Here is a 19,794-nt window from a genome sequence, read left to right as displayed (position 1 = left end):
TCATTCAATTTCTGATTTTCGCATAGATACAAGTATCTCTTAGATTTCCATGGTTATCTAAAGAGTCTTGCCTTAAGACTCCTTCTAACGTATAACCTAATCTTTCTGGGATTTTTCTGCTTTTTGTGTTTTTTGTATCACATCTAATTTCAATTCGATTGGCTCCCAATGCATAAAAAGCAAATACCGTTAAGCCTTCGATGGCCTCGACCATGTAACCTTGCCCTGAGTACCTGGTGTCAATCCAGTAGCCTATCTCAAACTTAGGTACCATCCAGTCAATATGGTGTAGTCCTGTAGAACCAATAAATACTCCTGTTTCTCGATGAAAGATATGTAATCTTAAATCCTTCCGTGCTAAGAACTGAACATGGGCTTCACGAACGTTTTGTTCCACTTGCTCTAATTCTTGATTATTCCTCGCAAATTCCAGCCATTCTAATAGCTCATTCTTACTTGCAAGCATCGCATCATAAACAACCCTGCCATCGCCAGGTAAAGGCATGCGTATAAATAAACGCTCTGTATGAAATTCATAAGGAAAATCAATCAATAATGGATCTTTCAAATGGAACCCCTCCAAATTACTCTCATTTCTTTTATTATACTAATCAGGGGATAAATTTACGATAAGAATAAAGTGAAATTTCACTCATTTGGGAGCTTACATTCAGTTAACCTATGATAAAGCTACATTTTAAATATTTTCATATCACGTTAATATTTGACTATAAAACAACAATGCAGGATAGAGTAGCAATCGCAAAGAGACATTTAGGATAGAGAAGAATTCAATTGATTTGGAGAAAGTGCAATCTGGAACATAGTAATTTGAAATCAAAAAAAGCTCGAAGTTTGTGCTTCGAGCTTCTTCGTTAACCCAATTGCTGATGTAGAAACTCCGTAACGGAATCAGGTGTTTTTGTATATGCACTATGCTGATGTGCAAGTTTCTCCCCGTTCTGGAAGATAAGAATACTTGGAATACCCATCACTTCATATTCCTGTGCAATTCCATCTAGTTCATCACTATTCACTTCATACCATTTATAATTCTTAAACTCTTCAAGAATCCCATCAATGAACATGTCCATTCGTTTACAGTCTGGACACCAATCAGCAAAGAATTTCACAATCACAGGTTCTTCACTCTGAATAACTTCATTAAACTTCTCTCTTGATTTAATATATTCCATTTTTCATTCCTCCTGCTATTTCTTTATTCCACTTTACCCAAAATACATAAAACAAACAAGACAAGTGCACAGGGAGATCAAAGCTGTTCAGCAATCCGGGAATTATTCTTTTCTATCTGTAAGATAGTATTGTTTTTCAAATCTGACACCTTATAAAAAAAGATATATCTTCGTATCCCAAAAAAAGTACAAAAAGGACTTGATAATTCAATAGTAACCGTTATAATAAAAGTAAGCTATTTTGTATTACAAGATAGCTCTTTCTTAAATCAACTATATTGCATTACAAGGTAGATGGTGATATGTCACAACGAAGTCAATTATTAAAAGGCATTCTTGAAGGCTGCATTCTTTCCATCATTCATCAAGGACCTGCATATGGATATGAGCTATCAATGAAATTACAGGAATTCGGTTTATCAGATGTAAGTGAAGGTTCTATCTATCCTATTCTCCTCCGTTTACAGAAGGAAAAATTAATTGTTGGAGAAATGCGGAAATCTGAAGCCGGACCAAAAAGGAAATATTATTCTTTAACCATAGGTGGAGAAGAAGCGTTAAAAACATTTATACAAAACTGGAATTCCATCAAAAATCCAGTTGATCGAATCATTAGCAGGGGGAATCATAATTGAATGCCATTGACATTATGAAGCTAAATAATGAAAAACGGAAGCAGTTAAATTCTGAAAATGAACAGTACTACGAGGATATGATTGTTTACATTCGAACAAATGCAATGAAATCTGAACAACAAACAGAAGAAGTGTTATTAGAGTTACTGGAACATTTGCTTGCAGCACAGGAACAAGGAAGAACTGCTAAAGATATTTTTGGTGAGGATTTAAAAGCATATTGTGAAGAAGTCATCCAAGAGATCCCTGGAGAGAAGGCATCGAAAAACGTATTGTTTTTATTCTATCTTCTTATTGATCTAGCGGCTGTTCTTATGATTTTCTTGGGAATTCTCTCTTATGCTTTATATCATTTCTTTGGGATTGGCACGAGAAGCTTAACATTCCCAATTGGTACTGGTATTTCAGTTGTATTAATAGATGGAGTATTGCTTGCAATCTGGATTTACCTCATATTCAGATGGATGAAAGGAAGCACATTCAAAACAAAAAAGCCAAATAAGTTTATCGAATTTTTACAGATTTGGCTAATGAGTATGATTTTTATTGGTCTCACTATGCTTGTATTCCTCTTTATGCCTGAATTCGGGACGGTACTAAGCATCCCATTATCTATCATAATTGGATTGGGAATCATTCTATTTATAGTTAAAACAATTTTAAACAAAAGGTACAGAATTACAAAATGAAATCTCTCCAATATACTGGCTGCTTGAAGTTGCTTCTTCTCACTCAACTAAAAAGAAGAATAGAAAAGCAAGGCTCTACTTTTTTCGAGCCTTGCTTTTCTATTCCTCAACAAATTCTAATTCCTCTTCCCACTGGGACATATGTTCTTTTATTTCTTGATATATGTTTTTTGCATCCTTTAACTGTTCATCTGTTAATTGATGCATTGGTACGATTTCATAATCAGTGTGCTGAGATGTAAAGTTGACATATGTTGGCAAAAAGGATGGTGAATGTACTTCTATCGTATCCCCTTCAGCATCGATTGTTTTCGTAATCTTGAGGTTTATGATGCCACCGATTCTTGTATATAAATCCTGTTGATTGGATAAAAAGTTGCCTAATGAATACACGACAAACGTCTTGTTACCATCTTCACCTGTTACCCATTCTACCGGTTGCAGGACATGCGGATGGTGTCCAATAACAATATCTGCACCATGATCTGCAGCAAATTGCACAAGCTCCTTTTGACTCTCATTTGGCAGACGTTCATATTCATTGCCAAAGTGCAGACTTAATACGATAAGATCTGCCTGCTCCTTCGCTTCTTCCATCTCATTAGCCATTCGTTCTTTATCAATAAGATTTACTAGATATTCCTTATCTTCTGGCACAGGAATCCCATTGGTTCCATATGTATAGGATAGAAACGCAAGTGAGATTCCTTCCTCTGTATCATAGATTCTAAGATTATCACGATCAAGATTATCCCTATATGCACCTGTGTACATCATGTCTATCGTCTCCCAATAACCGATAGCATTTTGGATCGCCTTCTCACCTCGATCTAAGGTATGATTATTAGCAATCGTTACAACATCTACCCCAGCTTTTTTTAATGCATCTCCAACTTCATATGGGCTATTAAAAGATGGATAAGATGACAAACCTATCTCCTCTCCCCCTATCATTGTTTCCTGATTTGCAACCGTTATGGTAGGTTCCATTAAATAATCCTCAACAAGCTCAAACATTGGTGAGAAATTATAGCCCTTTTCTCCTCTTGCATCTTGATAAACAGGCTGATGGATAAGAATATCCCCAACCGCCGATAGAGAAATCTCTTGTTTAATCTCCGGTATTTCCTTTTCCTCTAATTGGACGTTCTTTGTGTCATTGGTCTGCCCTGTGGACTGTACGTTTACTGCTTCACTACAGGCTGTCAGAATAATAAGTAGTAAAGCTGCAAATATAAACTTAAGATTGCTCACCTGTAATTCCCCCTTTGCTTTTGCTTATATCTATAAGTCATATATAAAAAAAATGAAATGTATCTACAGATTCTTCAAAATCTACTCACTTTATGTCAATTATATACTGAATAAGGGGGTATATCTATAAAATATTTACACGCAAAAGGACTAGTTTTATAACGAAAGGTACATTTTAATAACGTAGTCTTTTTTAATTTTGCTATACTATAAGTACACTTGAACATTTTTATATTATTCGAATATAAATAGAATAGAACCTTTCTTAGGAGTGTTTTGCTTGAAACGCTATTTATCGTCCGTATTTATAATACTTAGTGCTGTATTTATCATTATTGGAATTGGGCTTGATCTATATTGGAGCGGAATTGCCGGCTGGGGCCTAGCGTTCGTTTCCCTTATCTTCGCAGCTTATTTTACAAAATACATTCCAAACGAAAAGCAGGATAAAAAATCTTAATCTACAATGTCCAATAGTTTAGATAGAGAGAGGGGAATACATGATGAAACAAATTACAAACAAATCTAAGTCTTTTGTCCAATGTTTTAACGAATATGATGAATTAAAACAGGTTATTGTTGTACCCCCGACTCACATGCGAATAACCGAAGTGATTAATACGACTCAAAGGCATTATTTAAGCGAAAATATTAATATTGATAAAGCACTCCAGCAACATCAATTTTTTGTACAAACCCTAATAAAGGAAGGTGCTGAAGTCATTCCTTTAGAGACAGAAAAGGAATTGAATGAGCAAGTGTTTACAAGAGATATTGGATTTACAATAGGAGATACATTATTTCTGGCTTCATTAAAAAGCGAAATTCGTAAGCCAGAATTGAAGATTTTACAGAGCTGGTTAGATAATAGAGGGGTATCTTATACACCGTTACAAACTAGTTCTATTGAAGGCGGGGACGTTATCCTGGATAATGATAGAATCTGGTTAGGAGTAAGTGACAGAACTTCTTCTGCTGCTATTCATCAGTTAAAAGGGCTATTAACAGGAGTGGAAGTTCATATGATTCCGATTGATAAGTCCTTGCTGCACCTTGACTGTGTCTTTAATCCAATCAGTAAGAACACTGCACTTATATATTCAAAAGGAATAGACCCATCTGCAAAAGAGGAAATACAAAAGCACTTCGAATTAATAGATTTAGAGGAAGAAGAGCAATTCAGATTGGCCACTAACGTTCTTTCTATTGGTAACAATAAGATTATTTCTCTGCCAGAGAATAAGCGAGTGAACGAGGAATTAACGAAAAGAGGCTATAAAGTTATCGAAGTTCCTTTCTCCGAAATCATTAAATCCGGGGGCTCATTTCGTTGCTGTACATTACCTACTATACGCCAATCATCTTAAAGACCATGCTTTTCTTTAAGTGATGTAGGCGCCACTTTCACCATCTGCTGTAATAAAAACAGCAGAACTGCAGTATCATCAACTAAACCAAAGAATAATAGAAAATCAGGAATAATATCAAATGGAAGTAAAAAATAACCTATAATCACAATTACAAAAATTAACTTTTTATTAAGATTAACATCTTTTGAGAAGAAAAAGTCAAATAAGAATGGAATGGACTTATGGATTTTACCTAAGAATTTTATTCGATTTATAAAACGTTTCATTCTGCTCACCTTCTTGCGATAATTAGGTCGAGGCTACCCTATAGGTAGCCTCGATTTCTTATATTGCTTATCCCTTTACCCTTCTAGCAAAGTCCACAAAGCGGAACTTATCAGGTCTGTGTCTGGATTCTGTGTATTGAAAAAGACTTGTATCATCAAGATAAACATGACTTCGAATAACCACTACATCAGTAAAATCTTCTAAATCTAACCATTGCTGGTCTTCTTCTGTCGCTTTTTCAATAACAATTTCCTTCTGCGCAAAACCAATAATTAAACCTAATTCTTCCTCGATATGTTCATAAATTGACTGACTGCATATTCTTTCTGACAGCAGCGGAACATACCTTTCATTAAAATAATCCTTGTCTAAGATAATCTTCTCACCGGAGATTTCTCTAATTCGATTCACACTCCAGACCTTAGTTCCATCTGGAACATTCAATGTGTCACGAATCATTCTGGATTCGGTATAACCAAGTTTGATTACGATTGTTCTGCTTTTTAGATCAAGCTTTTCAACAAGCTCTTTATAACTAACTATTCCAGAAACAGGAAAAGAGAACTTATGGATATCTATGACTACAGAACCCTTTCCTCTCACCTTCTGAATATAACCATTTTGAGCCAGCAGATTTAATGCCTTCCTAATTGTTTCCCTTGATGTATGATACATGGCTGCTAATTCATTCTCAGAAGGCAATAAAGTCGACTTCGGCCACTTATTTGCTTGTATGTTCTCAACTAAATCATGATAAATCTTTAAATATTTCTTAATGGCAGCCATAATTAATTCCTTTTCACTTTACTTTATAAAATATACGATTGATTCATATGGTCTCAGTGTTAACTTTCCTTGTTCAGTAACTTGGTCAGTGTAGTTAGATATTAGCACATCCGCATTTTTTTCAAGGAATGGAATGGTTACTTCCTCACTATAGAAGTTATTGAAAACAAGTAATTTTTCTCCATTGTATTCTCTAGAGAATGCAAAAATATTTGGGTGTTCATCAAATAGTATTTGGTAATTGCCATAAGTTATAATATCATATTTCTTACGTAATTCAATCAGTTTTTTATAGTGATAGAAAATAGAATTCTTATCCTCTAATGCTGCCTCCGCATTGATTGTATCATAGTTGTCGGTAACTTGAATCCACGGGGTTCCATTTGTGAAGCCAGCATTTTCTTTGTTCGACCATTGCATTGGCGTTCTAGAATTATCTCGGGATTTCTGCTGCAAAATTTCTAAAACTTCCTCTTCAGTTTTCCCTTTTTCCTTTAATATTTGGTATGCATTCAGGGATTCAACATCGCGATATTGATCAATGGAAGTGAAATAAGGATTCGTCATTCCAATTTCTTCACCTTGGTAAACATATGGTGTTCCTTGCATCATATGAATCGTTGTAGCAAGCATCTTTGCTGATTCATTATGATATTCCTTATCATTACCAAAACGGGATACAGCTCTTGGTTGATCATGATTATTAAAGAATAATGCATTCCAGCCATTACCTTCGTGCATACCAACTTGCCACTCACTAAGAATTCTTTTCAGTTCCATCAAATCAAATGGTGCCTTCGTCCATTTTTCACCATTTGGGTAGTCAACCTTTAAATGATGGAATTGGAATGTCATACTTAGTTCCTTACGTTCTGGTTTGGTGTATAGCACACAGTGTTCTATAGTAGTAGAAGACATTTCACCAACCGTCATCATATTGTAAGGGGAAAAGGCTTTTTGATTCACTTCCTGAAGAAATTCGTGCACTCTAGGACCGTCTGTATAAAATTTACGACCATCGCCTGTTGTATCATTAGGGAAATCCTGATTTTTTGAAATCAAGTTGATGACATCTAAACGGAAGCCATCAATTCCTTTTTCAGCCCAGAACTGAATCATTTCAATCAATTCTTCACGAACCTTTTCATTTTCCCAATTTAAATCAGCTTGTGTTACATCAAACAAATGCAAGTAATACTGTCCTGTATTTTCGTCATACTTCCATGCATTACCACCAAATTTAGACTGCCAATTATTTGGGGCTTTCCCATCAACAGGGTCCTTCCAAATATAGAAATCCCTGTATTCACTATCCTTGGATTCTTTGGACTTCTTAAACCACTCATGCTCTGTAGAGGTATGATTGATTACTAGATCCATTATTAATTTCATACCACGTTGGTGTGTTTCTTCTAGTAAAAGTTCGAAATCCTCCATTGTTCCGTACATCGGTTCGATGGACTTGTAGTCACTAATATCGTAACCATTATCATTTTGTGGCGAACGATAGATTGGTGTTAGCCAAATAACGTCAACACCCAGTTCTTTTAGATAATCAAGCTTCTCGATAATCCCTTGGATATCTCCCATTCCATTTCCTGTTGTATCATTGAAACTCTTTGGGTAAATTTGATAAACAACAGCCTTTTTCCACCAAGCTTCATTCATTTATTTTCCACTCCTTGTTTGTAATATAGTATTTAGTCTTTTAACAAGACTCTTTTGGTATATGATGTTTCGTTTAATATTTCACAGTCGATAGAAAAATCTGATCAACTGAAAGCAAGATAGTTTATCGTGTCACACCGAAAACACAATGGAAATATATGCTGGTGATTTCCGCTGCGGGCAGTACGCTTTCCGCGGGCAACGTCTCAGCCTCCTCGGAAGAAGACCACTTCCTGCGGGGTCTTCGCTTGTTGCTTTTCCCGCAGGAGTCGACTGCCCTCCGCTACAATCACTTCTTATGAGGATTTGTGTTTTCTTTATAGCGCTATACTAGCGGAGGAAATACACGGAGACTCCTGCGGGATGAAAAGCCTAGGTGAGACCCCGCAGTGCGTTAGCACGAGGAGGCTCAGCAGCGCCCGCGGAAAGCGTAGTGTATTTCCGGAGCGGTTTTTATGCACTATCTTTGATTGACCAATAAGAAGTCTATCTATTTTGTTAACAACAACCCAAACTTTAACAAAAACTCAGTGAAGGATGATCGTCCCCCACTGAGTATGCTGTTTTATATTTAGTCATTACGGAATTTACGTTTTGCTATAATAAACGTAATAATAAATGGTACTACAATAACAATTAACATACCGATAAGAAATGCCATCATGCTATTAGAAATGGAAAGCGGTGCTGGAATACCACCTATTCCAATAGATGATGCTTGTACGTTTTGCAATGTGATAAATGCTCCAGCAATTCCAGTACCAACAATTGCCGCATAGAATGGGAATCTGTAACGAAGGTTAACCCCAAACATCGCAGGTTCTGTCACCCCTAAGTAAGCAGATATACCTGAAGTCCCAGCTAAACCTTTCAATTTCTCATCTCTCGCTGCTAGCATAATAGCAAATACAGCAGAACCTTGTGCAATATTAGATAATGCCACAATCGGCCATAAGAAAGTAGATCCAGTGCTACCAATTAACTGTAAATCTACGGCTAAGAAGGTATGATGCATTCCTGTAATAACAAGTGGAGCATAAAGTGCACCATATATAAGTCCACCAAGTAGCGGAACAGCATCAAAAATCCAGACAATGCCATCTGTGATCCATGTTCCAACAGTAAACGTTACCGGTCCAATAATAATAAATGCGAGTAAACCAGTTGCAAGTAATGCCACAGGTGCAACTACTAATAAATGTAAGGAATCATGTACTCTCTTCCTCAACCAAACTTCTATTTTAGCTAGTACCCATGCTGCTACAAGTACTGGTAATACTTGACCCTGATAGCCTAATTGGTCAATTTGCAATCCAAAGAAGTTCCATGTTGGTGCTTCCCCTTGCGCCTGTAATTGTGCGAATTCCCCTGCTGGCGTAAGAGCTGGATGTACTAATATTAGACCTAATACGATACCAAGCAACGGACTTCCACCAAAACGCTTAGCTGCCGACCAACCAATTAATGCTGGTAAGAAAGTGAACGCTGTGCTGGCAATAATGTTAATCATATCCGCTATACCAGCAACAGATGGATACATTTCAATTATAGATTCATCAGAAAATACTGGGTTAACTAAGATATTATTAATACCCAATAGTAAACCGGCTGTAACGATAGCTGGGAGGATAGGAATAAAGATATCTGCTAATGTTTTAATTCCTCGTTGCAGTGCGTTTTGGTTATGTTTCGCACCAGCAGCCTTTACTTCATCCTTCGTAGCTTCTGAAATACCTGTTTCATTTACCATTGCTTGATATACTTTATCAACTGTACCTTGTCCAATGATAACTTGGAATTGTCCATTGGATGAGAAGGATCCTTTAACAAGACCTAGATTATCCAGTTTTTCATGGTCTACTTTATCTTCATCCATTAAGGCAAAACGTAGTCTTGTTACACAATGTGTTGCCACATCGATATTCTCTTCCCCACCAACTGCCGCTACAATTTCTTTAGCTTCATCACTGTATTGAGGTTTATTTTTTTGATTTGCCTCTTGTCTTGGCGATGCACTTGGCTGGTCTTTCTTCTTCTCAGCAACTTTATAGACAATAGTCTCCCCTGCAACTGCCTTCTTATCATCTGTGATACTAGTTACTTCAAAATCACTACCATTCGTTACAATGATAGGTGTGATAGAACTAGCTGCATTCTTTTTGATAAACTCTAAGTCAAACGTAATTAATGTTTGTCCTGCTTTTACTTTGTCTCCTTGATTAACGTGTACTTCAAATCCTTCACCATTTAACGCAACCGTTTCAAGGCCGATATGAATAAGTATTTCCGCTCCGGATTCAGACTTTAACCCAACTGCATGCTTTGTATCTGGAATGAGAACGATCTCTCCATTAATTGGTGAAACTACTTTTCCATCTACGGGGTCTATTGCAATACCTTCCCCCATAAGTTTTTGTGAAAATGTAGGATCAGGCACGTTTTCAAGTTTTGTCAATTTACCATTAAGTGGTGCATAGATGTTATGTGCTCCTGACACCATAAGCCCTCCCTATATTAAAAAATGTTTAATAACCTGTATATACATGTTTATTAACAATTTTATTATAACCTGTATATACAGGTTATGCAAGTGCTTTCACTTATTCTTATTCTTATATAACCTAGTACATTTATCCCCGCATTCTTCTAAGTTGAAACAACTGCAGGACCTATATTACAGAAAATAACAAGTAGCCTTGAGAGTTCACATAGAAAAAACCAGAAGGTGATTCTATCACCTTCTGGTTCAATAAATTGATGCTAATGCTCTCCCCTACTAACATGCGAGGATAACGAGCATGGCAAGAGACGGGAAAAAGTAATAAGTCATAAATAACTGATTCATTACTGTACTCATAATTACTGGGAAAGAAATGTGTGTTCCCCAAATAATTTCAACTTACTTATTCTTATGTTTTGCTGCTTTTTCACGTTCATTTTTGTTTAGAATTTGTTTACGCAAACGAATCGATTCTGGTGTTACTTCACAGTACTCATCTTCATTTAAATACTGTAATGCTTCTTCCAGTGACATTTGACGGGTTTTACGAATCGTTGCTGTTTGGTCTTTAGTTGCTGAACGAACGTTAGTCAAATGTTTCTCTTTTGTAATATTAACCGTTAGATCATTTTCACGGTTATGTTCCCCAACAATCATCCCAGCGTAAACTTCTGTACCAGGATTAACAAAAATAGTTCCACGATCTTCAAGTCCCATAATTCCATAGGTTGAAGCTTTTCCATTTTCAAGGGCAACCAGTACGCCTTCACGACGACCACCAACTTGTCCCTTAATTACAGGCTCATATGCTTCAAACGTATGGTTCAGGATTCCATAACCACGAGTTTGTGACATGAATTCTGTAGAATATCCCAGCAATCCACGAGAAGGTACTTTGAATTCCAAGCGAACTTGGCCATTTCCGTGGTTCACCATGTCGAGCATTTCCCCTTTACGAGCACCAAGAGACTCCATAACCCCTCCAGTATACTCTTCAGGGACATCCACTTGAACACGTTCGACAGGTTCACATTTTACTCCATCTATTTCTTTGATGATAACTTGAGGTTTAGATAACTGTAATTCATAGCCTTCACGACGCATATTCTCAATTAGAATGGATAGGTGCAACTCTCCGCGACCAGATACAATCCATGCATCAGGGGATTCAGTTGGATCAACCCGTAAGCTAACATCTGTTTCCAGCTGTTTCATCAGACGTTCTTCAATTTTACGGGAAGTAATGAACTTCCCTTCTTTTCCTGCAAATGGGCTGTTATTCACTAGGAACGTCATTTGCAATGTTGGCTCATCAATCCGCAGCCATGGCAATGCTTCAGGATGGTCTTGTGGACATACTGTTTCACCAACGTTAATATCTTCCATACCAGAAATTGCTACGATATCCCCAGAGTAAGCTTCTTCAATTTCTATACGCTTTAATCCAATAAACCCAAACAATTTAGATACACGGAAGGATTTACTTGATCCGTCTTCCTTCAGTACTACTACCTGTTGTCCGACATGAATTTTCCCGCGCACAACACGACCTATACCAACACGTCCAACGTAATCATTATAATCAAGCAGTGTTACCTGGAATTGCAAAGGTTCTTCGCGTGTATCAGCTGGTGCTGGAATATGCTCTAAAATAGTAGTAAAAATGGGATCCATTGTTTCTTGCTGATCTTCTGGTTCTAATCCAGAAGTTCCGTTTAAGGCTGAAGCATAGACTACAGGGAATTCCAATTGTTCATCGTCTGCCCCAAGCTCGATAAATAAATCAAGTACCTCATCGACTACTTCTGATGGTCTTGCATTCGGACGATCAATTTTATTTAAAACAACAATCGGTGTTATTTTTTGTTCTAATGCCTTCTTTAATACAAAGCGCGTTTGTGGCATCGTGCCTTCGTAGCTATCTACAACCAAAGCTACCCCGTCAACCATCTTCATAATCCGTTCTACTTCCCCACCAAAGTCGGCGTGTCCTGGTGTGTCTAAAATGTTAATGGTTGTATCGTTATACTTTACTGCTGTATTTTTAGCCAAAATTGTAATTCCACGTTCACGTTCTATATCTCCAGAGTCCATTGCCCTCTCATCCACATGCTCATTTTCACGAAATGTTCCTGAGTATTTTAACAGTTGATCCACTAGAGTTGTTTTTCCGTGGTCAACGTGGGCAATAATTGCGATATTACGAACATCTTCTCTTAATTGCATAAAAGTACGCTCCTCTTTTATTCGGATGAATCAAACTAGAACATTATACCATAAAATATAGTTAGAACTAAAATCTTTATTAAAAAAATACATAGGTTTAAACTTTTTTACTTTCTTTTAGGAAATTGAATGATGAACCTTGCTCCTCCAGTTTCAGACTTCCCTGCAGAAATAGTCCCTGAAGACTGTTCAATAATCGCTCGGGCTATTGCAAGTCCTAATCCTGTTTCCCCGTTTTTTCCTTTTACAAAACGATGAAAGATGTGTGGTCTTAATTCTTCTGGTATTCCTTCTCCATCATCTTCAATGATTATGATATGTTTATTTCCCTCTGAGAACATCTGAATCGTTACTATACTTTTTGCATGTCGTATCCCATTAATAACAACATTTAATAATGCACGTAAAATTTTCTCCTCATCAGCATAGATTGTAATATTATCTTCTGCCTTCGTGTCTAATGCTATTCCTTTTTCATTTACCAAGGGGAGTGTTCGATCTATGATAAGGTTTAATAGATCTCTCCCTTTAATTATTTTCGGTTCATAAACAGTTGGTTCCGTATCTAATTTCGCTAGTAATATCATTTCATTTATAATAGCTTTCAACCGATTTACCTCGGTCACCATTACTTCTAGGCCTTTTTCCGTCTCTTCTTCATCAAAAATGCCATCCTTAATTCCCTCTGCATATCCCTGTATGGTCATTAATGGGGTTTTTAATTCATGACTCGCATTCTGGAAAAAAACCTGCTGTGAATTCATATACCGTCTTAGCTCGTCCGCCATCTCATAAACACTATCTGCAACTTCTTTAATTTCTCCAGATGCTTCGATATACTCCAAGTCATCAAATTTTCGCTTTTCTATTTTCTTTAATTGAATCTTCAAGCGTGTTAACGGAGTTACTAAACGCTTAGTAAGCAGATAAGTAATAATTACCGCCACCATAGATCCAAAGATAAAAATTAAGAACAAACGAAGAAAGAAGTTCTGCTGTACTTCTTTTATATCATCTAAAGGTGTAAGCAAAATTAATTCTAACCCTGCTGTTTCAGGAAGAAATAAAATCCGGGAAGTTACATATTTCTCGTTTTCATAGTCCCATATGGTTTGGACCTGATCAGAGAAGTCATTTTTTTCATATAAGCCTCTTACAAATTCACTTGGCATGGTAGAGAAAAGCACTGCATTCTGGCGACTATCATACATAAACATCTGTAAGTCTTGCTCATCAATGACATTATAAAACTGGTGCATATCGCTTATACTATATTGCTCATTCAATATCTCGACCAACAATTCACCTGTTTGCTCGAGTTGCCGTTGTTCGTCTTTGATTAACAGGTCAAGAATTAAAGAATAGATAACATACCAAACAACTGCCATGATGACGATTAATAGTGCAGTAAAAGCTGCAATCAGTTGTGATTGAAGTTTCATTCCTTATTCCTCTTCTTTTCGTAAACGATATCCGTAACCCCATACAGTCTCAATTGGAACATCTTCTATCTTTTTACGGATTCGTTTAACTAAGTCATCAACAGCTCTGTCACTGCCAAAGTAGTCATTTCCCCATATTTTAACAAGAAGCTCCTCGCGAGAAAAAGCGCGATTTGCATTCTCAGCCAGAAGCTTGAGCATATCAAATTCTTTTGTGGTTACCTCGTATTCCTTTCCGTCTAGAAAGATTCTGCGTTCATTCTTGTAAATCAATAAATGATCCACCTTCAGTCGGTCTTCATTCTCTTTCAAAGGTTTGGCATTGATGTCTGAGCGTTTAAATAATCGCTTCACACGGGCAACTAATTCTCTTGGACTAAAAGGCTTCGTTAAATAATCATCTCCTCCAAGTTCAAGACCTAGGATTTTATCTATTTCATCATCCTTAGCAGAAATAATAATAATTGGCACCTCACTTTCTTTTCTAATTCGTTTACAAAAATCATACCCATCCATTCCTGGTAACATAATATCTAAAATCCACATATCAGGCGGATTATTTCCCCATAATTCTAATGCTTCTTCAGCTGTTCCTAATACAGCTACCTCATAGTCTTCCTTCTTCAAATAGGCTGAGACAATGTTTTGGATATTCGGATCGTCCTCGACCAATCCTATATAGTAACTCATATCCTTTCCTTTCCCCTTCCAAACTTTTTTATCATTACAATTCGATTGCTATTTACACATTTATTCCACAATTATACCAAATCCATTCCACTAGTGTCGTTTATAGTTAACTTGTATAATAAGAATAAACTAACGAGGAGAAGGGTGATATTTTTGGAGAATAACGAAAATCAAAGAGATTCATTCCGCAAAAACAACGGTGACATCTCTGAAAATTCCTATGAGCAAGAAAGAGAAACAGATTCCAACTCTAGGAACGAATATAATACCCCACTTGATGAAAGGGAAACAACCGTTACCTCACAAGACTATACTTCAGAGGAACAGATCGCTTCTACAAATGAAGCTCCAACTAACATAGAAGAGCAATCAACCTATCGAGCAAATCCTAAAAAGCAAAGAAACTGGGGCAGCATTTTCCTTGGAGGTATCGTTGGTGGTGTCATTTCCGCTGTAGTCGTTGTGTTATTATTAACGAGCGGCATAATTGATATCGATTCTGCAGCGGATGGATCTAACAACGAAGAAGCTACAGAAACAAGCGGTGAGCCACAAATGATTGATAATCTTTCCGCAGAAGATGCTACAGTCTCAACCGATATACAGGAGGTTTCAGAGGCGGTTGTAGGTGTGGTGAACTTGCAGCAGCAAAGCATATGGGAAGGTAATCAGGAAGCAGGTACCGGATCTGGTATTGTCTACAAAAAGGAAAACGGTAAGGCCTATGTCGTAACCAATCAACACGTTGTAGACGGTGCAGAACAGGTAGAAGTTGTGTTAAATGATGAAGTAAGACTTCCTGCTAAAGTATTAGGCGGCGATGCTTTAACTGACTTGGCAGTATTAGAAATCGACGGATCTCAAATTAATACAGTCGCTAATCTTGGTTCATCTTCCGACTTAAAGGTCGGAGAAACAGTACTAGCAATTGGGAATCCTCTAGGACTTGAATTTGCTAACTCTGTTACAAAAGGCATTATTAGTGGATTAAACCGCTCTGTTTCGGTGGATACCAATGGAGACGGACAGGCTGACTGGGTAACTGAAGTACTGCAAACCGATGCAGCAATTAACCCTGGTAACAGTGGTGGTGCCTTAGTTGATGCGGAAGGAAATGTTATAGGGATTAACTCGATGAAAATTGCTCAAGGTGCAGTAGAAGGTATTGGTTTTGCGATTCCGATTGATTCCGCCCTTCCAATCATGGAGCAATTAGAACAGGATGGGGAGGTAACAAGACCAGAGATAGGTATCGCAACCGTTTCTCTATACCAAGTGCCTTTTGAGTACCGTTCTGAAATTGTACTTCCAGATGGAATTGAAGGTGGAATGGTCGTTGCTAACGTTCAACCAAACTCTGCAGCTGAACGAGCAGGCTTACAACAGTTTGACGTTATTACTAAAATCAATGGCCATGTGGTTACTTCCATCCTTGAGCTAAGACAGTTCTTATATTCAGAGACCGAGGTTGGAGAGTCTATTGAAGTAGAATTTGTTAGAAATGGAGAAACTCAAACAACTGATTTACAGCTAGCTGAACAATCAAACTAAAATCCAGAAGTGAAATATACAGAAAGAAGGCCCCTTCCTTACAAGGAGCCTTCTTTTTTAATCCTCATCTTCTTCATCGTCCAATTCATTTTCATACTTCTTATGATTTGGAGTAACTCCAATAGCGTTGCCCTCTATATCAGCAGCTGCGAAATTCTCATAATCCTCCACCGCACCAACTGTCTCATCACTATTTGGATACATATTATCATAATTTTCGATGTCAGTGTAAAAGTCTGCAGTCGTTTCCGAAGTGCCGTGACGGCTCATATCCTGCCAGGTATCTTCCGCATCGTATCCGACCTGTTCTTCAGGAGTAATTTCATTCGGATTAATATTCGGTGAAAAAACTTCTTCTTCCATCGTCCTTGGGTGTTCAAACGCTTCTTGCTTCGCATGTTTCACGCAACGATCCGCTGTTGGTACCGCCATAAGACGTTCCTTAGGAATATCTGCCCCACAAACAGCACAAACTCCGTAACTTCCCTCTTCTATTGCATGAAGAGCTTTATTAATATCTTCCAGCTCTTTCTCTGTATGTTCATTTAGCGCTAAATCTTTGCCTCTCTCAAAGAGTTCAGTCCCAGTATCAGCAGGATGATTATCGTAATTCGATAACTCTCCTATTGTCTCCTTAGGCATTTCCAATGTCATCCCATAATGATCCTGTTGATGATGAATTAACTCGTTTTGTCGCTGCAACAAAATAGTTTTAAATTCTGCTAGTTCTTCATTTGTGATCACTTCTATCATGCCTCCATTTTATGATGTATGGGCTAAATGATTACTAACTATACTATGTGTAACTGCGCCAGAATGATTCTTTACCTGCAAATCCAATTCATGTCAATATGGGGAATTCCATCCTCTATATACCCTACTGAAACTGCATGAAAACCAAAAGAGGCATAAAAGGACTTTAAATACTGTTGGGCTTGAATTTTTATTCTCTGTTCTTTCCACTCCTCTCTAACAAAGGTAATAATTTGATTTAGCAGTTCCCTTGCATATCCTTTATGCCGATATTTTTCCACTACTAATACTCGACCAATGGATGCTTCTTCTTTATATTTTGTACCCTTTGGTAAAATTCTTGCATAAGCAGCGATTTCATTATCTATTTTTAAAAAATAGTGTAGACTAAATTGGTCATAATTATCTATTTCAGGATAAGCACATTTCTGTTCAACGACAAACACATCGACCCTTACTTTTAAAATTCCATATAATTCTTCATTCGTTAATTCTTGAAAGGTTTTCATTATCCATTGCATTCTACTTGTTCCTCCCTTTATTTTTACTATATCATGGAGATAAAGTGAATCTTCAATCAATGGGAGATTTTTATTTCAAATTGATCATTAGTTGACCGAATCGGGGCGTCACTGGCTTCTCATATATTTTACTCATCGTTAATTACAGCCAGTTAGCTTGCAATGAAAATATTATAAGGGGTGGAGGAATTAATATGGTTACAAAAGAGGCAAAGATAGGTTTTGTTGGGACTGGCGTGATGGGCAAAAGCATGGCCAGAAATTTAATGAACGCAGGTTATGCTGTTAACGTCTATAATCGAACCAAAGCAAAGGCTGAGGAGCTTATTGAAAAGGGAGCAGTTTGGAAAGAAACGGTTAAACAATTAGCACAGGATTCCGATGTGATTTTCACCATGGTAGGTTACCCATCAGATGTAGAGGAAGTGTACTTCGGGGGTCATGGCATTTTAGAGAATGCAAAGCCGAACTCCTACGTTGTGGACTTTACAACTTCAAAACCTTCTTTAGCAGTTGAGATTTATGAAAAAGCATCGGAAAAAGAGATTTATTCATTGGATGCACCTGTTTCAGGTGGAGATATTGGCGCTCAGAATGGAAAGCTCGCTATCATGGTAGGTGGGGATCAAATAGCGTTCAATGCTCTTTTACCAATTTTTGAAGTAATGGGCGAGAATATCATCCTTCAGGGCAAGGCTGGTTCCGGTCAATATACCAAGCTTGCAAATCAAATTACTATTGCATCGAATATGATAGGCGTTTGTGAAGCGATTGCTTTTGCTAAAAAGGCTGGATTAGATCCAGATAAGGTCTTACAAAGTATTTCAACCGGTGCTGCAGCGAGTTTTTCTTTATCCAAACTAGCTCCACGGATGCTGCAGAACGATTTTGCACCAGGGTTTTATGTAAAGCATTTTATAAAAGACATGACGATTGCGCTGGAATCTGCAAAAGAGATGGATATGCTTTCACCCGGTTTGGAGTTATCCTTAAATCTATACAAAGAGCTTGCTGAAAAAGGCGAGGAAGATAGTGGGACACAGGCATTAATTAAACTGTTTCTATAGGAGTTAAAGGACAGAGTGATCTGTTCGAAATCCAGATAAAAATGGGAGACGCTTAATTATGGCGTTTCCCTTATTCAATATTGTATTAAATACCATTTTAATTTTAGGTCTTAGTAGATTAATAGATTAATACTTTCTTTCTATACTTAAATATCTGTTATTTCTTTTTTCGCTGTTGTATTTCCTCTTGTACAACAAATGCCAAATCATCATTCCCAAACAAATGCAAGATATTTAATACAGTCTGGTCAGCAATTTCCTCTGATTCCTGTTTTGAAACAGTTAGTTCCAACGTCTCGAGTAATACGGGATTTTTCAGTTGGTTTGGATATGCCTTTTCGTAGAGAGCTATTGGATCTAGATCATGATTCACACACCACTGTGCATAGACAAGAATCATCATCTTTTCATCTGCTTGATATTTATTTATGATGTGCGCTTCTATTTCCTTCTTATTCATTCTTTTCAACCCTTTCACTACTTGTCCATTCCAGACATTTAATTTTACTTGCTATAATCGATAGCTATCACTTTCCATTTGCTCTCGTTTAACATGTTGTACCATTTTTTATAGAACAAAGGCGCAAGCGCCCGTATAGCAACGTACAAACTGGAGCGCTCCGCAATGAGATAAAGGAAACACGACGACCGTAGGGAGTCGATGTTGACTTATCGTAGTGAAGGAGTGTGAAGTTTGCTAGTTGCTGGGCGCTGGAGCCGGACGTGGCCTTTCTTATGATAAAAATTATCAGCAGGTCGTTCATTTTATAATTTCCTAGACTATTAAAAAACGGTACAGCTCTATTCAGCATGCACCGTTTTGCTGTAAAAATAAAAGGGTTTATCCCATAGAGAGATAAACCCTTGAAACGTCTATTATAAGCGAACTACGTTAGCTGCTTGTGGTCCACGGTTACCTTCAACGATTTCAAATTCAACATCTTGACCTTCTTCAAGAGTTTTGAAACCATCAGCTTGGATTGCTGAGAAGTGTACGAATACATCGTCTCCGTCTTCGCGCTCGATGAAACCGAAACCTTTTTCTGCGTTAAACCATTTTACTTTACCAGTCATTGAAATGACCTCCTTATATCAATAGTACTGCAAAGTAATTGAAACATAAATACCTTTACAGCTCTTGAAAAAGAGGTCGTAAAGTATTACATCAATCCTTTTGCT

The 19,794-nt window shown here is 37.3% G+C and carries 20 protein-coding genes; 6 read left to right on the top strand and 14 right to left on the bottom strand.

Annotated features, from left to right (window positions below):
- Nucleotides 1-4: 4 nt before the first annotated feature.
- Together D8M04_RS16190 and D8M04_RS16185 are read right to left on the bottom strand one after the other, a co-directional pair.
- Nucleotides 5-568 (bottom strand): GNAT family N-acetyltransferase, encoded by a 564-nt coding sequence (locus D8M04_RS16190; RefSeq protein WP_281277138.1) that lies wholly within the window; start codon nucleotides 566-568, stop codon nucleotides 5-7.
- Nucleotides 569-875: 307 nt separating this feature from the next.
- Nucleotides 876-1,196, bottom strand: coding sequence for a thioredoxin family protein (locus D8M04_RS16185; RefSeq protein ID WP_121524458.1), 321 nt, complete (start codon nucleotides 1,194-1,196; stop codon nucleotides 876-878).
- A gap of 302 nt (nucleotides 1,197-1,498) precedes the next feature.
- On the opposite strand from D8M04_RS16185, the gene D8M04_RS16180 reads away from it, so the two are divergent.
- Together D8M04_RS16180 and D8M04_RS16175 are read left to right on the top strand one after the other, a co-directional pair.
- Nucleotides 1,499-1,831 (top strand): PadR family transcriptional regulator, encoded by a 333-nt coding sequence (locus D8M04_RS16180; RefSeq protein ID WP_121524457.1) that lies wholly within the window; start codon nucleotides 1,499-1,501, stop codon nucleotides 1,829-1,831.
- Nucleotides 1,828-2,520, top strand: a complete 693-nt coding sequence (locus D8M04_RS16175; RefSeq protein WP_121524456.1) for a DUF1129 family protein — start codon at nucleotides 1,828-1,830, stop codon at nucleotides 2,518-2,520. The genes D8M04_RS16180 and D8M04_RS16175 overlap by 4 nt, the downstream gene beginning before the upstream one ends.
- A gap of 99 nt (nucleotides 2,521-2,619) precedes the next feature.
- On the opposite strand, the gene D8M04_RS16170 is transcribed toward D8M04_RS16175, so the two are convergent.
- Nucleotides 2,620-3,774: a CapA family protein gene (locus tag D8M04_RS16170; protein WP_121524455.1), complete on the bottom strand. Its 1,155-nt coding sequence runs from the start codon at nucleotides 3,772-3,774 to the stop codon at nucleotides 2,620-2,622.
- Nucleotides 3,775-4,045: 271 nt separating this feature from the next.
- Here D8M04_RS16170 and D8M04_RS16165 point away from each other — a divergent pair, with 271 nt between their 5' ends.
- Both D8M04_RS16165 and D8M04_RS16160 read left to right on the top strand, forming a co-directional pair.
- Nucleotides 4,046-4,234, top strand: a complete 189-nt coding sequence (locus tag D8M04_RS16165; protein WP_246001306.1) for a hypothetical protein — start codon at nucleotides 4,046-4,048, stop codon at nucleotides 4,232-4,234.
- A gap of 43 nt (nucleotides 4,235-4,277) precedes the next feature.
- The gene (locus D8M04_RS16160) at nucleotides 4,278-5,141 is read left to right on the top strand and encodes a dimethylarginine dimethylaminohydrolase family protein (RefSeq protein WP_121524453.1); all 864 of its coding nucleotides are present in this window, start codon (nucleotides 4,278-4,280) and stop codon (nucleotides 5,139-5,141) included.
- On the opposite strand, the gene D8M04_RS16155 is transcribed toward D8M04_RS16160, so the two are convergent.
- From D8M04_RS16155 to D8M04_RS16125, 7 genes are all read right to left on the bottom strand, one after another.
- On the bottom strand, nucleotides 5,138-5,410 hold the full coding sequence (locus D8M04_RS16155) for a YkvA family protein (protein WP_121524452.1): 273 nt from the start codon (nucleotides 5,408-5,410) through the stop codon (nucleotides 5,138-5,140). The two genes, D8M04_RS16160 and D8M04_RS16155, sit on opposite strands and share 4 nt — an antisense overlap.
- A gap of 67 nt (nucleotides 5,411-5,477) precedes the next feature.
- Nucleotides 5,478-6,197 (bottom strand): trehalose operon repressor, encoded by a 720-nt coding sequence (gene treR, locus D8M04_RS16150; RefSeq protein ID WP_121524451.1) that lies wholly within the window; start codon nucleotides 6,195-6,197, stop codon nucleotides 5,478-5,480.
- 18 nt (nucleotides 6,198-6,215) lie between these two features.
- Complete coding sequence (treC, locus tag D8M04_RS16145; RefSeq protein WP_121524450.1) at nucleotides 6,216-7,865, bottom strand: alpha,alpha-phosphotrehalase; 1,650 nt, start codon at nucleotides 7,863-7,865, stop codon at nucleotides 6,216-6,218.
- A 571-nt stretch (nucleotides 7,866-8,436) separates the two neighbouring features.
- Nucleotides 8,437-10,362, bottom strand: coding sequence for a PTS system trehalose-specific EIIBC component (gene treP, locus D8M04_RS16140; protein WP_246001305.1), 1,926 nt, complete (start codon nucleotides 10,360-10,362; stop codon nucleotides 8,437-8,439).
- 402 nt (nucleotides 10,363-10,764) lie between these two features.
- Nucleotides 10,765-12,591 carry a translational GTPase TypA gene (gene typA, locus D8M04_RS16135; protein ID WP_121524448.1) on the bottom strand — a complete coding sequence of 609 codons (1,827 nt, stop codon included), beginning with the start codon at nucleotides 12,589-12,591 and terminating at the stop codon, nucleotides 10,765-10,767.
- 107 nt (nucleotides 12,592-12,698) lie between these two features.
- Nucleotides 12,699-14,033 carry a sensor histidine kinase gene (locus D8M04_RS16130; protein WP_121524447.1) on the bottom strand — a complete coding sequence of 445 codons (1,335 nt, stop codon included), beginning with the start codon at nucleotides 14,031-14,033 and terminating at the stop codon, nucleotides 12,699-12,701.
- Nucleotides 14,034-14,036: 3 nt separating this feature from the next.
- On the bottom strand, nucleotides 14,037-14,723 hold the full coding sequence (locus D8M04_RS16125) for a response regulator transcription factor (protein ID WP_121524446.1): 687 nt from the start codon (nucleotides 14,721-14,723) through the stop codon (nucleotides 14,037-14,039).
- A gap of 153 nt (nucleotides 14,724-14,876) precedes the next feature.
- On the opposite strand from D8M04_RS16125, the gene D8M04_RS16120 reads away from it, so the two are divergent.
- Nucleotides 14,877-16,274 (top strand): S1C family serine protease, encoded by a 1,398-nt coding sequence (locus tag D8M04_RS16120; protein ID WP_246001304.1) that lies wholly within the window; start codon nucleotides 14,877-14,879, stop codon nucleotides 16,272-16,274.
- 57 nt (nucleotides 16,275-16,331) lie between these two features.
- On the opposite strand, the gene D8M04_RS16115 is transcribed toward D8M04_RS16120, so the two are convergent.
- Nucleotides 16,332-17,027 carry a TraR/DksA C4-type zinc finger protein gene (locus D8M04_RS16115; RefSeq protein ID WP_342772659.1) on the bottom strand — a complete coding sequence of 232 codons (696 nt, stop codon included), beginning with the start codon at nucleotides 17,025-17,027 and terminating at the stop codon, nucleotides 16,332-16,334.
- A gap of 71 nt (nucleotides 17,028-17,098) precedes the next feature.
- The gene (locus D8M04_RS16110) at nucleotides 17,099-17,548 is read right to left on the bottom strand and encodes a GNAT family N-acetyltransferase (protein WP_121524444.1); all 450 of its coding nucleotides are present in this window, start codon (nucleotides 17,546-17,548) and stop codon (nucleotides 17,099-17,101) included.
- A gap of 194 nt (nucleotides 17,549-17,742) precedes the next feature.
- Between D8M04_RS16110 and D8M04_RS16105 the strand changes: the two genes are divergently transcribed.
- On the top strand, nucleotides 17,743-18,615 hold the full coding sequence (locus tag D8M04_RS16105; protein ID WP_121524443.1) for an NAD(P)-dependent oxidoreductase: 873 nt from the start codon (nucleotides 17,743-17,745) through the stop codon (nucleotides 18,613-18,615).
- 157 nt (nucleotides 18,616-18,772) lie between these two features.
- Here D8M04_RS16105 and D8M04_RS16100 read toward each other — a convergent pair whose 3' ends face one another.
- Both D8M04_RS16100 and cspD read right to left on the bottom strand, forming a co-directional pair.
- Nucleotides 18,773-19,075 carry a hypothetical protein gene (locus tag D8M04_RS16100; protein WP_121524442.1) on the bottom strand — a complete coding sequence of 101 codons (303 nt, stop codon included), beginning with the start codon at nucleotides 19,073-19,075 and terminating at the stop codon, nucleotides 18,773-18,775.
- Between the two features lie 416 nt (nucleotides 19,076-19,491).
- A complete protein-coding gene (gene cspD / locus D8M04_RS16095; RefSeq protein ID WP_011064983.1) occupies nucleotides 19,492-19,689 on the bottom strand; it encodes a cold-shock protein CspD in 198 nt (65 codons plus the stop codon).
- Nucleotides 19,690-19,794: the final 105 nt, after the last annotated feature.

This window comes from Oceanobacillus piezotolerans (genome assembly GCF_003665065.1).
In the GTDB taxonomy this organism is placed as follows: domain Bacteria; phylum Bacillota; class Bacilli; order Bacillales; family Amphibacillaceae; genus Oceanobacillus; species Oceanobacillus piezotolerans.
This window is presented reverse-complemented; position numbering and strand designations above follow the sequence as displayed.

Bases quoted from the DNA above. Each gene is read 5' to 3' on its own strand.
- D8M04_RS16185 (WP_121524458.1), bottom strand. From the start codon at position 1,196: ATGGAATATATTAAATCAAGAGAGAAGTTTAATGAAGTTATTCAGAGT.
- D8M04_RS16180 (WP_121524457.1), top strand. From the start codon at position 1,499: ATGTCACAACGAAGTCAATTATTAAAAGGCATTCTTGAAGGCTGCATT.
- D8M04_RS16160 (WP_121524453.1), top strand. From the start codon at position 4,278: ATGAAACAAATTACAAACAAATCTAAGTCTTTTGTCCAATGTTTTAAC.
- D8M04_RS16155 (WP_121524452.1), bottom strand. From the start codon at position 5,410: ATGAAACGTTTTATAAATCGAATAAAATTCTTAGGTAAAATCCATAAG.
- treR (WP_121524451.1), bottom strand. From the start codon at position 6,197: ATGGCTGCCATTAAGAAATATTTAAAGATTTATCATGATTTAGTTGAG.
- treC (WP_121524450.1), bottom strand. From the start codon at position 7,865: ATGAATGAAGCTTGGTGGAAAAAGGCTGTTGTTTATCAAATTTACCCA.
- typA (WP_121524448.1), bottom strand. From the start codon at position 12,591: ATGCAATTAAGAGAAGATGTTCGTAATATCGCAATTATTGCCCACGTT.
- D8M04_RS16130 (WP_121524447.1), bottom strand. From the start codon at position 14,033: ATGAAACTTCAATCACAACTGATTGCAGCTTTTACTGCACTATTAATC.
- D8M04_RS16125 (WP_121524446.1), bottom strand. From the start codon at position 14,723: ATGAGTTACTATATAGGATTGGTCGAGGACGATCCGAATATCCAAAAC.
- D8M04_RS16115 (WP_342772659.1), bottom strand. From the start codon at position 17,027: ATGATAGAAGTGATCACAAATGAAGAACTAGCAGAATTTAAAACTATT.
- D8M04_RS16110 (WP_121524444.1), bottom strand. From the start codon at position 17,548: ATGCAATGGATAATGAAAACCTTTCAAGAATTAACGAATGAAGAATTA.
- D8M04_RS16105 (WP_121524443.1), top strand. From the start codon at position 17,743: ATGGTTACAAAAGAGGCAAAGATAGGTTTTGTTGGGACTGGCGTGATG.
- D8M04_RS16100 (WP_121524442.1), bottom strand. From the start codon at position 19,075: ATGAATAAGAAGGAAATAGAAGCGCACATCATAAATAAATATCAAGCA.
- cspD (WP_011064983.1), bottom strand. From the start codon at position 19,689: ATGACTGGTAAAGTAAAATGGTTTAACGCAGAAAAAGGTTTCGGTTTC.